Source organism: Actinoplanes nipponensis (assembly GCF_016862275.1).
GTDB classification, from domain to species: Bacteria; Actinomycetota; Actinomycetes; order Mycobacteriales; family Micromonosporaceae; genus Actinoplanes; species Actinoplanes nipponensis.
Genome location: NZ_BOMQ01000011.1, coordinates 171,143 through 183,862 on the forward strand (window position 1 = coordinate 171,143; position 12,720 = coordinate 183,862).

Below are 12,720 nucleotides of genomic sequence, written 5' to 3' on the forward strand. Positions count from 1 at the left end.
CTCAGCGGATCGGCATGCCCGAGATGGCCCGGGAGATGACCAGCCGCTGGATCTCGGAGGTGCCCTCGAAGATGGTGTAGATCTTGGCGTCGCGGTACATCCGCTCGACCGGGTGGTCGCGCAGGTAGCCGGCCCCGCCGAGGATCTGCACCGCCTTCTCGGTGGTCGCGACGGCCACCTCGCCGGCCTTCAGCTTCGACATGGAGCCCTCGCCGGCGGTGAACGGCCGGTCGTTGCGGCCCATCCAGGCGGCCCGCCAGACCAGCAGCCGGGCGGCGTCGATCTCGGTCCGCATGTCGGCCAGGGCGAACGCGATCGCCTGGTTCTCGATGATCGGCCGGCCGAACTGGACCCGGGTCCGGGCGTACTCCAGGGCGTACTCGTAGGCGGCGCGGGCGATGCCGATGGCCTGGGCGCCGACGGCCGGGCGGGACAGCTCGAACGTGCGCATGGCGGCCTGGCGGCTGGCGCGCTGTCCCGAGCGGGCCCGGGCCAGCCGCTCGTCGAGCGCCTCCTTGCCGCCGAGCAGGCAGCTGCCGGGCACCCGTACCTCGTCGAGGAAGATGTCCGCGGTGTGCGAGGCCCGCAGGCCGAGCTTCCGCAGCTTCCTGGTGCCGGCCAGGCCCGGGGTGCCGGGCGGGACGACGAAGGCGGCCTGGCCGCGCGCGCCGAGCTCGGGGTCGACCGAGGCGGTGACCACGTGCACCTCGGCGATGCCGCCGTTGGTGGCGTACGCCTTCTGTCCGGTGAGGACCCACTCGTCCTTGGCCTGGTCGTAGCGGGCCCGGGTGCGCATCGCCGCCACGTCCGAGCCGGCCTCCGGCTCGGTGGTGCAGAACGCGCCGACCTTCGGGTCGGCGGCGTCGCCGAAGCACTGCGGAACCCATTCGACGAGCTGTTCCGGGGTGCCGGAGCCGTAGATGGCGGCGACCGCGAGCGCGGTGCCGGAGATCGCCATGCCGATCCCGGCGTCGCCCCAGAACAGCTCCTCGTTGGCCAGTGGCAGGGACAGGCCGGTCGGGTCGGACCACGTGTTGGCCAGGAACTCGAATCCGTAGAGGCCGATCTTCGCCGCCTCCTGGATCACCGGCCAGGGCGTCTCCTCGCGCTCGTCCCACTCGGCGGCGGCCGGGCGGACGACCCCCTCGGCGAAGCCGTGCACCCACTCCCGGAGGTCGCGCTGCTCCTCGTTCAGGTCGAGCCAGAACTCCATGGCGGCCAGGCCTCCGGTCGTCGACGGGATCTACCGGCCGGTAACATTACGGACCCGCAGGTACGCCCGCAAGCCTCGGCTTTACCGGTCGGCCGGTGTTGGGGAGAATCGTTCCCCGCCGATCCAGCCGACCGCGGGGACATTCATGCCGTTCGATGGTTTCATCTCCTACAGCCATGCCGCCGACGGGCGGCTCGCCCCCGCCGTCCAGCGGGGTCTGCACCGGCTGGCGAAGCCGTGGCACCGCCGCCGGGCGCTGTGGATCTTCCGGGACCAGACCGGGCTGGCGGTGACGCCGGCGCTGTGGAGCTCCATCCAGGAGGCGCTGGACGGCTCGCGCCACTTCGTGCTGCTGGCCTCGCCGGAGGCGGCCCGCTCACCGTGGGTGAACCGGGAGATCGAGCACTGGGTGGCCACCAAGTCACCGGACCACATCCTGCCGGTGGTGACCGACGGCGAATGGCGCTGGGATCCCGGCGCCCGGGACTTCACCGCCGACTCCACCGCGGTGCCGGCGGCCCTGCGCGGCGTGTTCACCGAGGAGCCGCTCTACCTGGACCTGCGGTGGGCCCGGCGGGACGTCCACCTGAGCCTGCAGCACGCCCGGTTCCGCGACGCCATCGCGCAGCTCGCCGCGCCCATGCACGGGGTCAGCAAGGACGACCTGGAGGGCGAGGACGTCCGCCACCACCGGCGGGCCCGGCGGTTGTCCGCGGTGGCGGTGGCCCTGCTGGTGCTGTTGAGCCTGGTCGCCTCGCTGACCGGGGTGGTCGCCACGCGCAACGCCGACCGGGCCAACGCCGCGGCGTCGGAGGCCCGGCTGCAGCAACGGGTGGCGACGGAGCAGCGCGGCACCGCCCAGCGTGCCACCGAGGAGTCGCAACGCCAGCAGGAGAACGCCCGGGTGCAGGAGGACCGGGCGCGCGACGCGGCGGCCGAGACCCGGCACCAGGCGCAGCTCGCCCGGCAACAGCAGGCGCTGGCCGAGGACGCCGCCGCCGAAGCGAAGCGGGAGCAGGCCGACGCCGAGCGGTACCGGGCCAATGCCGAGCGGCAGAAGGCCAACGCCGAGCAGCAGCAGGCGGCGGCCCGGGGAGCCACCGAGGAGGCGAAGCGGCAGAAGGCCAACGCCGAGCGGCAGCTGGCCAACGCCCGGCGACAGCAGGAGCTGGCCGACCGGGCCACGGCGCGGGCCAAGCAGCAGCAGAAGCTCGCCGAGCACCACCGCGAGCTGGCCCGGCAGGCCAACCAGGAGCGGTTGAAGCAGGAGAAGCTCGCCCGCGAGGCGGCCGAGGAGGCCCGCCGCCAGCGCGAGGAGACGGCGTTGCAGCAGCGCGTCGTGGCCGGCCGGCGGCTGCTGGGGCGGGCCCGCGCGATGATCGAGGACGACCCGAGGAAGGCCCTGATGCTCGGCGTGGCCGCGGAGCGCCTGCACTCCGACGCGCAGACCCGCGACCAGCTCAGCCACCTCGCGATGGCGACGCACTACGCCGGCGTCCTGGCCGACGTGACCGACGTGGCGCCGCTCGCCGGGACGGTGGTCGCGACCGCCGGCGCCGGCGGGACGGTGGCGCTGTGGAACGTCGCGGACCCGGCCGCGCCGGTCCGGCTCGGCTCGCTGCCGGCCGCCGGGACCGCGGACCGGACGCTGGCGGCGGCCCCGGACGGACGGACCCTGGCCGTCTTCGACGGGCGCTCGGAGGCGGTGCTCTGGGACGTGACGGACCCGGCCCGGCCGGTACGGACGGCAACGCTGCCCGACGCCGCCGGGATCGTGTCGGTGACGTTCAGCCCGGACGGGCACACCGTCGCCACGGGCAACCGCGACAAGGACACCACCCTGTGGAACGTCGCCGGGCCGGCGCCGGCCGTGCTGGCCACGCTGCCGGCGGCGCACCACCTGAAGTTCAGCCCGGACGGACGGATCGGCGTCACCAGCGGTGAGTCCGTCACCGTCTGGGACCTGGCCGACCCGGCCCACCCGGTGCGGGGCGCCACGCTCGCCCTGCTGTTCGGCGACAACCAGCCCGACGCGGCCATCGAGTTCAACCCGAAGCTGCCCGTGGTGGCCGTCGAGGGACCCGGCGACTACGTGTGGCTCTGGGACCTGACCGACCCCGCCGAGCCGCGGCAGGGTTTCTCGCAGCTCGCCGGCTCCGGCGTGGCCCATCTCAGCGCGATGGCCTTCAGCCCGGACGGGAACACGCTGGCCCTCGGCGACACCGACGGGACCACGGCGTTGTGGAGCGTCAGCGCCGAGAGCGACCGGCTGGCGTGGCTGCCGACGCTCGTGGCCACCCTGACCTCCCGGGGCGGTCCCGTGCGGTCGATGGCCTTCAGCCCGGACGGGCGGACGCTGACCACCGCCGGCGACCGCCGCACGGCCACGCTCTGGAACCCCCGGGGCCGGTTCGCCCGGGAGGCGGTCGCCGACCTGCCCGGGCCGTGGCCCGGCCGGATCGTGGGCCTGGACTTCGGACCGGACGGCCGCTCGCTGATCGCCGCCGGCCGGACGGGCACGGCGGTGCGGTGGGACCTGACCGGACCGGCCGGCCCGTCCCGGCGCGACCCGCTGCCGTTGCACAGCAGCAAGGTCGACGGCATGACCCTCAGCCGCGACGGCCGCACCCTGGCCGTCCTGGGCGCGGACCGGGCGGTGACCGTGCTGGACCCGACCCGGCCGGCCGACGCCGCGCCCCTGGCCGTCATCACCGAGGACGGCGGCCCCGTGTACGCGCTGACCTTGAGCCCGGACGGGCGCACCCTGGCCATCGGCCACGGCGAGGGCAAGACGACGCTGTGGGACCTCGCCGACCGGCAGCGGCCCGCGCTGCTCGCCACGCTCGCCCTGCGCGAGATCGTGACGGCTGTCGCGTTCAGCCCGGACGGGCGCCTCATGGCCGTCGGCGAGGGCTACAACATCTCGATGTGGGACCTGACCGACCGGTCCGCCCCGGCGCGGCTCACGTCGATCCCCCTCACGGACGGGTCCAGCTACAACGCCGGGGCGCTCGCCTTCAGCCCGGACGGGCGCACCCTGGCGGCCGGCACCGACAACGCCGGGGGAGCGGCGATGCTGTGGGACGTCGCCGACCCGGCCCAGCCCAGCCGGATCGCGATCCTGACCGGACACACCAACCAGGTGCTCTGGGTGGCGTTCACCCCGGACGGGCGCGGCCTGGCCACCGCCAGCCTGGACAACGCCCTGATGCTGTGGGACATCGCCGAACCCGGCACCCCGGTCCGGTTCGCCACGATCAAGAAACCCGGCCTGCAGACCTACAGCGTCGCGCTGAGCCCCGACGGGCGCACCGTGGCGGCCGGCGGCACCTTCAACGCCCCGAGCAAGACCGTGACGCTCTGGGACACCACGGTGCCGGAGGAGCTGTCCGCCGACCCGGTCAGGCACGCCTGCGCGGTCAGCGGGCGCGGGCTCAACGCCGAGGAGTGGAGCCGCTACGTCCCCGAGCTGCCGTACCGGTCCACCTGTTGACGAGGCCAATGGCGACCGGGTGCGGTCCTTCGGCCCCTTCGCGGCGCCCGGCCCGGCGGGCGAGCATGGCCTGGGGGTGATCGATGTGTCGGGAACGAGTTCCGCCGCCGCGACCGACGGCGCGGCCGGTGTCCGCATCCCCCGCGACCGGGAGGACGACTACACCCCGGCCATGGCGGACCGGCGCCGTGCCATGCTCACCGGGCTGACCGGCGCCGACCTCTCCGGCGTCGCGGGCGCGCCGTTCGACCCGGCCCTGGCCCGCGGCAACGTGGAGAACTTCATCGGCGTCGCCCAGGTCCCGATCGGCGTGGCCGGGCCGCTGCGCATCCACGGCGAGCACGCCCGCGGCGACTTCATCGTGCCGCTGGCGACCACCGAGGGCGCGCTGGTCGCCAGCTACAGCCGCGGGATGCGGCTGCTGACCGGGTGCGGCGGCGTCACCACGACGATCGTCGAGGAGTCGATGCAGCGCGGGCCGGTCTTCTCGTTCGCCACCGCCGCGGCGGCGCGCGACTTCGGCGCCTGGGTCACCGGACGGTTCGGTGAGATCAAACGGGTGGCGGACGGCACGAGCCACCACGCCCGCCTGCGGGACATCGACCAGTTCCAGGTCGGGCCGCTGCGCTACCTGCGGCTGAACTTCACCACCGGCGACGCCGCGGGGCAGAACATGACCAGTCGGGCGACCGCCGCGGCCTGCGAGTGGATCGCGGCGCACCATCCCGCCCGGCCGGCGTACCTGCTGTCGGGCAACATCGACACGGACAAGAAGCACTCGCACATCAACACGCTGCTCACCCGCGGCCGCCGGGTCGTGGCGGAGGCGGTGCTGTCGCGTACGGCCCTGCGTGCGGCCATGGGTGTCGACACCGCCGAGCTGTTCCGCTGGCGGCAGGCCGCCGCGACCGGCACGCTGCTGGCGGGCGCGGCCGGCAACGGGGCCCATGCCGCCAACGGGCTGGCCGCGCTGTTCATCGCCACCGGGCAGGACGCCGCCAACGTCGCCGAGTCGCACGCCTCCCTGACCTACACCCAGCTGCTGGACTCCGGCGACTACTACTGGTCCGTGACGCTGCCCGCCCTGATCGTGGCCACCTGCGGCGGCGGGACCGCCCTGCCGACCCAGCGCGAATGCCTCGCGCTGCTGGGCTGCGCCGGCCCGGGCCACGCCCGCAAGCTCGCCGAGATCTGCGCCGCGACCGTGCTGGCCGGCGAGATCTCGCTGGCCGCGGCGGTGGTCCACGGCGACTGGGTGTCCGCCCACGAGCGGCTCGGCCGCAACCGGCCCGGCGCCGGATAGCGGACGGTCACCTCCCGGGCGGGCGCGTGCGGGACAGCTCGCGGTCCGCCGGGTCGCGGGCGGAGACGATCGGCGGCTGGCGCGCGGACCAGACCACCACCAGGCGGCCGTGGCCGGGCACGACCAGCCGGCGGCGGCCGTCGACCACGACCGTCGTCACGGCCCCGCCGACGAGCAACTCGGCGGTGCGGATCCAGGCCGGCCGGTGCGCGTGGTCCCGGACGGACGAGCCGCCCGTCGCCTCGATCCCGGCCGGCGCCAGGTCGGCCCGGTCCCGCAGGAAGGCCTCGGCCGACCACCGTTCACCGGCGCTCGAGCCGCCGCCGCCCGTGTAGCGCCAGCCGGCCTGTCCGTCGTACACCAGAATGTGGGTCTCGTCCCAGTAGCAGGAGACTCCCCGGCGCACGAACCGGGCGGCGGCGATATCGCCGTCGACGTCCACGGCCAGCGGCGCGAAGCGCCGCCGGCGGCTCAGCGACACCGGCCGGGCCGGCAGGCCCCCGGCGATCAGCTTGCGGCTCTCCGCCTCGCGGTCGTACGCCATCAGGGGACGATATGCCCGCCGGCGCACCGGCACCCGCGCGCCACGGTGCCGATCGCCCGGCCGGCTCGTTGATCATCTCGTGAACCGTGATGTCGTGTTGTCGCCGCGGCCGACGGCCGTCCGGGTCGTGCCGGCCCGGGTGTGCGGCGGGGTGCTGGCCGGGCTGGCGGGCGCCATGGGAGTCCTGCTCGCCCTGCCCGCGAGCTGGAGTGACTACCCCGATCGGTACCCCGGCTTCCGGCTCGGCCTGCCCTGGCAGACGCCGTACCCGTCGATGTTGCCCGCGCTGATCGCGGCGCTGGCCGTCGCCGGTGTCGTCGCCGCCGTCCGGCCGGCGGCCGCGCGGGCCGTGGCGGTGGTCGCCGCCCTGGCTGGCCTGCAGGCCGCCGGCATCGCCGTGGTCGCCCGGCGGGACTGGTGGAACTTCGCCGGCGCGGACGGCGCCAGCCACCAGCGGGCCGCCGCCGGATCGCTGCTGGCGGCGGTGCTGGCGGTCGTGGCGGTCGCCGTGGTGGTGGTGAGCGTGCTGCTGTACCGCACCGGCCGGGGCCGGCAGCGGCCGCTGCGGTGGCAGGTCGCCGGCGGTGTCGTCGCCGGCGTGGTGGTCGCGGTCGTGGTGCCGGCGCTGCTGTGCGCGCACTGGTACTACACGAGCGTCACGGCGTTCGGGCAGTTCGCGTTGTGGTGGTCGCTGCCGTGGGGGGCCGGGCTGGTCGCGGCCGGTACGGTGCCGGATTCGGCCGCGCGGCAGACGGCGGTGCTGAGCGTGCTGGCGTCCGTGCTGCTCGCGGTCTTCTGCCTGGCCGCGCCGACCGTGTTCGGCTTCGGGGTACGTCTGCCGGACTAGGGTCGGGTGTCCTTTTGCGCCGAACCGGGCAGCTCGGCGGATCACGGGATGCCGATGGGCCGCGGCTCCGGTAGACAGTACCCATGGTGCTGGTGCATGTCGTACCCTCCAGCCGCCGCCCGGTGTCGCGTCTGGAGACCGTCATCGAGGCCGAGCGCTACGCCCGCCTGCGCACGACCGCGGACGGCTTCCGGCGCCGGTTCGCCGGCCGGACCATCTGGAACGTGAATTCCACCGCCGTGGGCGGCGGCGTGGCGGAGATGCTGCAGGGCCTGGTCGGCTACGTCGAGGACCTCGGCATCGCGATCCGCTGGCTCGTCATCCACGGCGACGCCGACTTCTTCTCGATCACCAAGCGCCTGCACAACGCGGTGCACGGCCACGGCGACCCGGCCGGCCTGGACGCCGCGGCCGCCCATCACTACACGCACGTGCTGACCGCGAACGCCGTGGAGCTGCTCGACCACGTGCGGCCGGGCGACATCGCGCTGCTGCACGATCCGCAGACGGCCGGGCTGGCCGCGCCGCTCGCCGAGGCCGGCGCCACCGTGGTGTGGCGCTGCCACATCGGCGCCGACCGGCAGACCGGCGTCACGGAGGCCGCCTGGGAGTTCCTGCGGCCGTTCCTGAGCGCGGCCCACGGCTGGGTGTTCAGCCGGCGGGCGTACGCCCCCGACTGGCTGGATCCGGGGCGGGTGTGGGTGGTACCGCCGTCGATCGACCCGTTCTCCACCAAGAACGCGGACCTCGACGCCGACACGGTCCGCACGGTCCTGGCGACCATCGGCGTGCTCGACGTGCCGCCCGCCGGCCCGCCCGCCCGGTTCGGCCGGCGGGACGGCACCGTCGGCGAGGTCGTCCGGCCGGCCGCGGTCGTCGCGGACGGCCTGCCCGGCCCGGACGACGAGTTGGTCGTCCAGGTCTCCCGCTGGGACCGCCTCAAGGACATGACCGGGGTGATGCGCGGCTTCGCCGACCACGTGGCCGACCACCGCCCCCGGTATCTGGCGCTGGTCGGTCCCGCGGTGACCAACGTGGCCGACGACCCGGAGGGCGCCACCGTCTACGCCGACTGCCTGCTGCAGTGGCGGGCGCTGCCACCCGCGGCCCGGGCCCGCACGCTGCTGGTGACCCTGCCCCTCGACGACACCGACGAGAACGCCACCATGGTCAACGCCCTGCAGCGGCACGCGAGCGTGGTGACGCAGAAGAGCCTGGCGGAGGGTTTCGGGCTCACCGTGGCCGAGGCGATGTGGAAGGGGCGGCCCGTGGTCGGGTCCGCGGTGGGCGGCATCACCGACCAGATCGCCGCCGGGACGGGGGTCCTGCTCGACGACCCGACGGACCTGGCCGCGTTCGGCGCGACCGTGCGGCACCTGCTCGACCACCCGGAGGAGCGCGCCCGCCTGGGGGCCGCGGCGCACGACTACGTCCGCGCCAACTTCGTCGGCGACCTGCACCTGCTGCGCTACGCCGAGGTCTTCGGCGCCCTGGCCCCGGTCGGCCCGGCGGCGCGCTGAGCCCGCTGCCGGGAGGGGCCGCGGTGGCGTCCGGCCCGGACCCGCGGGTCCTTCGGCTCTGGCCGGCGGCGCGGGCCCCGGCCGATGGTGGGCGGTGGGTACGGTGTGGACGGAGGTGCTGCCCCCATGGCGGACGTCGATGTCGGCCTGCCGGACGGCCGGACCATGCTGGCGCTCCTGCCGCTGGCCCTGGTCGTGCTGGGCCTGGTCGCCTACAGCCTGGTCCGCCTGGCGTGCGCGCCCTCGGCGCCGTACCTGCCGAAATGGCTGTGGGCCGCGATCATGCTGGTGAGCATGCCCTGGGGAGCGATCGCCTACCTGCTGCTGGCCCGCGGCGATGTGCCGGCCCCGCCGGTCGCGGCGGCCACGCCCGTCGCACCCCCGGAGGAGAGCCGGCCGCCCCCGGTCGCCGCGCCGGTCGTGGCGGCGGCGCCGGACCCCGCCACCGCGGTGGCGGTCTCCACCCGCGGCCTGACGCGCGACTACGGCGGCGGTGCCGGTCTGTTCGATGTGAATCTCGCCGTCCCCCGCGGCGCGGTGTACGGGCTGGTCGGTCCCAACGGCGCCGGCAAGAGCACGCTGTTGTCCATCCTCACCGGACTGCGTCGCGCCGACAGCGGCTCGGTACGCCTCGACGTGCCCGCCACCGCGCTGGCGGTGTGTCCCGACGTCCCCGAGTTCGACCCTTGGCTCACCGCCTTCGAGGTGGTGGACTTCGCCCGCAGTTACGTGGCCCCCGGCCGGGGCCCGGACGCCGTCCGGCGCGCGCTGGCCGACGCCGGCCTCGCCGAAGTGGCCGGCCGGCGGGTGGGCGGCTTCTCCCGGGGCATGACGCAGCGGCTCGGGCTGGCCGTGGCCCTCGTCGGCGATCCCCGGGTGCTGCTGCTCGACGAGCCCACCTCGGCTCTCGACCCGGCCGGCCGGGCCGAGATGCTCGACCTCGTCGCCGGCATGCGCGGGCGCCGCACGGTGATCTTCTCCAGCCACATCCTGGCCGACGTCCAGCGGGTCGCCGACGTCGTCGGCGTGCTGCGGGCCGGCCGGCTGCTGTTCCAGGGCCCGACCCGCAGCCTCGTGGAGGAGCACCTCGACCCGCGGTGGCTGCTCCGGCTGACCGGGCCCGTCGACGAGGTCGTCGCCAAGCTGCGTGGCCGGTCCTGGGTCCGCCGGGTCGACGTGCTCGACGGGGCCCGGATCCGCGTCGAGGCCGACACGGTCCGGCACGGCGAGTACGGCATCCCCGAGGTCGTGGCGTCCTGCCGCGCGGGCCTGGTCTCGTGCGAGCCGGTGGCGGCCGACCTGGAGAGCGCCTTCCTGGCCCTGACCGGGCCCGGCGGACAGGAGGCCCGGCGATGACCACCGACACCCTCCCGGCGCGGCGCACCCGACGCGACCGGCCCATGTCGCCGTGGCGGCTGGAGTGGCTGCGGATGACCCGGTCCGGTCGGGGCCTCGCCCTCGTCGCGACGTACGCCTTCTTCGGTTTCGCCGGCCCGCTGCTGGCGCGGTACATGGCCCAGCTCGTCGGGCTGTCGTCCGCCGGGGTGACCATCGTGGCCCCCGCGCCGAAGCCGGCCGACGGCATCGTCAACTACGTCGGCCAGGGCAGCCAGACCGGCATGATCGTGCTGATCGTCGTGGCCGCGGGCGTCCTGACGTTCGACGCGCACCGGGGCCTGGCCACCTTCTACCGCACCCACGCCGCCGGGCCGTTCGCCCTCATCTGGCCCCGGTTCGTCGCGACCGTGACGGTGGCGATCGCGGCGTACGCGCTCGGCACCGCGGCGGCCTGGCTGGAGACCACGATCCTGCTCGGTCCGCTCCCGGCCGGGCGGGTCCTGCTGGGCGTCGGGCTGGAGGCGGTGTTCCTGACGTTCGCGCTCGCCGTGGTGGCCGCGGCGTCGACGACGGGCCGCAGCACCCTGGCCACCGCCGGGGTCTCGCTGGCCGTCCTGCTGGTCGTGCTCCCGGTCGTGGGCCTGGTGGGACCCGTCGGCGACTGGTTGCCGACCCAGCTGCTCACCGCGCCCGCCGCGCTGGTCACCGACGCCGGCGCGGGTGACTTCTGGCGGCCGATCGGGGTCGCCCTCGTCGCGACCGCCGCCCTGCTCGCCCTGGCCGTGCGCCGCAGCGGCCGGCGAGACCTGTGAGCTTTCGTGGCAGGGAGTCCGCCCGGGGAAAACCGCCCGGCCCACCCGCCGGCGCTGATCGGCCGGCGGGTGCTCTCCCGGCGGAGGAGGGTCAGGCGGTGATCCGGTCGAAGGCGTTCCAACCGGCCCCGATCTGCCGGCTGGAGTTGAAGGGCACGCCGTCGTCCCGGACGATGTTGTTGGCGTACAGCCACAGCGAGCCGTCCGGCTTGGTCGCCACCAGGTCGGCGAAGCCGTCTCCGGTCACATCCGTGCCGGTGATCCGGTTGACGGTGTTCCAGCCGGCGCCGATCTGCCTGCTGGAGTTGTAGGGCACGCCGTCGTCGCGGACGATGTTGTTGCCGTAGAGCCAGAGCGAGCCGTCCGGTTTGGTGGCCACCAGGTCGGTGTAGCCGTCTCCGGTGACGTCGGCGCCGGTGATCCGGTTGACGGTGTTCCAGCCGGCGCCGATCTGCCGGCCGGCGTTGAACGGTGTGCCGTTGTCGCGGACGATGTTGTTGCCGTAGAGCCAGAGCGAGCCGTCGGGCTTGGTCGCCACCAGGTCGGTGTAGCCGTCACCGGTCACGTCCGCGGCGACCAGCCGGTCGAAGGCGTTCCAGCCCGCGCCGATCTGCTGGCCGGCGTTGAACGGCGTGCCGTTGTCGCGGACGATGTTGTTGGCGTACAGCCACAGGGAGCCGTCGGGCTTGGTCGCCACCAGATCCGTGTAGCCGTCACCGGTCACGTCCGCGGCGACGAGCCGATTGATGGCGTTCCAGCCCGCGCCGATCTGCCGGCCGGCGCTGTACGGCACGCCGTCGTCGCGGCCGATGTTGTTGGCGTACAGCCACAGGGAGCCGTCCGGCTTGGTCGCCACCACGTCGGCGAAGTCGTCACCGGTGACGCTCTGCCCGTTGCCCTGGGTGGGCGACGCGTTCCAGACCGCGTTCGCGATCGCCACCCCGTCGCCGGTGGCGTTGTCGTACGCCTGCGGGGTGGCGGACACCTGCACGTCCTGGCAGACCTTGCCGATCGGGTCGGTCGCCCAGGTGTCAGCGTCGACCCTGAGCATCTTGTCGAGGAACTTCCCCGTGGCGTACCCGGGATCCATGATCTGAGCGACCGTGCCCCAGCCCTGCGACGGCCGCTGCTGGTAGAGGCCGATGCTGTCGCGGTCGCCGTAGGTCAGGTTGCGGACCGTCGACTCCACGACGGTCGTGGTGACGGCGATCTGCGCGGCCCGCAGGCTCAGTCCGCGCTTCTTGACGGCGGCGGCGATCACCCGGGCGCAGGACACCCGGTAGGCGTTCATGGCGTTGTCCATCGGTCCGGTGAGCCGGGAGTTCAGCTCACGGGCGATCCGGGCGTCCGTGCTGGTGCTGCCGTGCGGGTCGCAAGGCTCCGTCGTCGCGGCGGCGGCGGGGCCGGCTGCGGCGACCGCGCCGGCCAGTGCGGCCAGGATGCTCAGGGCGGTGCCGAGGGGTATCAGCCTCGTGCGTGCCTTCATCGTGGGTTCCTTCACGGTGGGGCTGCGCCCGCCGGCCTGGGGGCCGGCGGGCGCAGGAGTGGGGGGATCAGGCGATGACGCGGTCGAAGGCGTTCCAGCCGGCGCCGATCTGCCGGCTGGAGTTGTAGGGCACGCCGTCGTCGCGGACGATGTTGTTGGCGTAC

Annotated in this window: 9 protein-coding genes; 6 read left to right on the top strand and 3 right to left on the bottom strand. The window is 74.7% G+C overall.

All coding sequences use genetic code 11. From position 1 onward, the window contains the following. Position 1: 1 nt before the first annotated feature. Complete coding sequence (locus tag Ani05nite_RS05010; protein ID WP_203765557.1) at positions 2-1,213, bottom strand: acyl-CoA dehydrogenase family protein; 1,212 nt, start codon at positions 1,211-1,213, stop codon at positions 2-4. Between the two features lie 145 nt (positions 1,214-1,358). Between Ani05nite_RS05010 and Ani05nite_RS05015 the strand changes: the two genes are divergently transcribed. Then, positions 1,359-4,706: a TIR domain-containing protein gene (locus tag Ani05nite_RS05015; RefSeq protein WP_203765559.1), complete on the top strand. Its 3,348-nt coding sequence runs from the start codon at positions 1,359-1,361 to the stop codon at positions 4,704-4,706. An 85-nt stretch (positions 4,707-4,791) separates the two neighbouring features. After that, entirely contained in the window at positions 4,792-6,009 is a 1,218-nt protein-coding gene (locus Ani05nite_RS05020) for a hydroxymethylglutaryl-CoA reductase (RefSeq protein ID WP_203765561.1), read from the top strand. A gap of 7 nt (positions 6,010-6,016) precedes the next feature. Here Ani05nite_RS05020 and Ani05nite_RS05025 read toward each other — a convergent pair whose 3' ends face one another. Next, the gene (locus tag Ani05nite_RS05025) at positions 6,017-6,553 is read right to left on the bottom strand and encodes a hypothetical protein (RefSeq protein WP_203765563.1); all 537 of its coding nucleotides are present in this window, start codon (positions 6,551-6,553) and stop codon (positions 6,017-6,019) included. 94 nt (positions 6,554-6,647) lie between these two features. Here Ani05nite_RS05025 and Ani05nite_RS05030 point away from each other — a divergent pair, with 94 nt between their 5' ends. The 4 genes from Ani05nite_RS05030 to Ani05nite_RS05045 all read left to right on the top strand — a co-directional run bounded on the left by Ani05nite_RS05030 (position 6,648) and on the right by Ani05nite_RS05045 (position 11,070). Then, positions 6,648-7,400: a hypothetical protein gene (locus Ani05nite_RS05030; protein WP_203765565.1), complete on the top strand. Its 753-nt coding sequence runs from the start codon at positions 6,648-6,650 to the stop codon at positions 7,398-7,400. An 83-nt stretch (positions 7,401-7,483) separates the two neighbouring features. Beyond that, positions 7,484-8,920 carry a glycosyltransferase gene (locus tag Ani05nite_RS40825; protein WP_239129295.1) on the top strand — a complete coding sequence of 479 codons (1,437 nt, stop codon included), beginning with the start codon at positions 7,484-7,486 and terminating at the stop codon, positions 8,918-8,920. A gap of 126 nt (positions 8,921-9,046) precedes the next feature. Beyond that, a complete protein-coding gene (locus Ani05nite_RS05040; RefSeq protein ID WP_203765566.1) occupies positions 9,047-10,276 on the top strand; it encodes an ABC transporter ATP-binding protein in 1,230 nt (409 codons plus the stop codon). Continuing rightward, on the top strand, positions 10,273-11,070 hold the full coding sequence (locus tag Ani05nite_RS05045; RefSeq protein ID WP_203765567.1) for a hypothetical protein: 798 nt from the start codon (positions 10,273-10,275) through the stop codon (positions 11,068-11,070). Before Ani05nite_RS05040 ends, Ani05nite_RS05045 begins: the two co-directional genes overlap by 4 nt. Positions 11,071-11,161: 91 nt before the next feature. Here Ani05nite_RS05045 and Ani05nite_RS05050 read toward each other — a convergent pair whose 3' ends face one another. Next, positions 11,162-12,556 carry an FG-GAP repeat domain-containing protein gene (locus tag Ani05nite_RS05050; RefSeq protein ID WP_203765568.1) on the bottom strand — a complete coding sequence of 465 codons (1,395 nt, stop codon included), beginning with the start codon at positions 12,554-12,556 and terminating at the stop codon, positions 11,162-11,164. Positions 12,557-12,720: the final 164 nt, after the last annotated feature.

Coding starts and splice junctions, on each gene's coding strand:
- Ani05nite_RS40825 (WP_239129295.1), top strand. CDS start 7,484: ATGGTGCTGGTGCATGTCGTACCCTCCAGCCGCCGCCCGGTGTCGCGT.
- Ani05nite_RS05040 (WP_203765566.1), top strand. CDS start 9,047: ATGGCGGACGTCGATGTCGGCCTGCCGGACGGCCGGACCATGCTGGCG.
- Ani05nite_RS05050 (WP_203765568.1), bottom strand. CDS start 12,556: ATGAAGGCACGCACGAGGCTGATACCCCTCGGCACCGCCCTGAGCATC.
- Ani05nite_RS05045 (WP_203765567.1), top strand. CDS start 10,273: ATGACCACCGACACCCTCCCGGCGCGGCGCACCCGACGCGACCGGCCC.
- Ani05nite_RS05025 (WP_203765563.1), bottom strand. CDS start 6,553: ATGGCGTACGACCGCGAGGCGGAGAGCCGCAAGCTGATCGCCGGGGGC.
- Ani05nite_RS05015 (WP_203765559.1), top strand. CDS start 1,359: ATGCCGTTCGATGGTTTCATCTCCTACAGCCATGCCGCCGACGGGCGG.
- Ani05nite_RS05010 (WP_203765557.1), bottom strand. CDS start 1,213: ATGGAGTTCTGGCTCGACCTGAACGAGGAGCAGCGCGACCTCCGGGAG.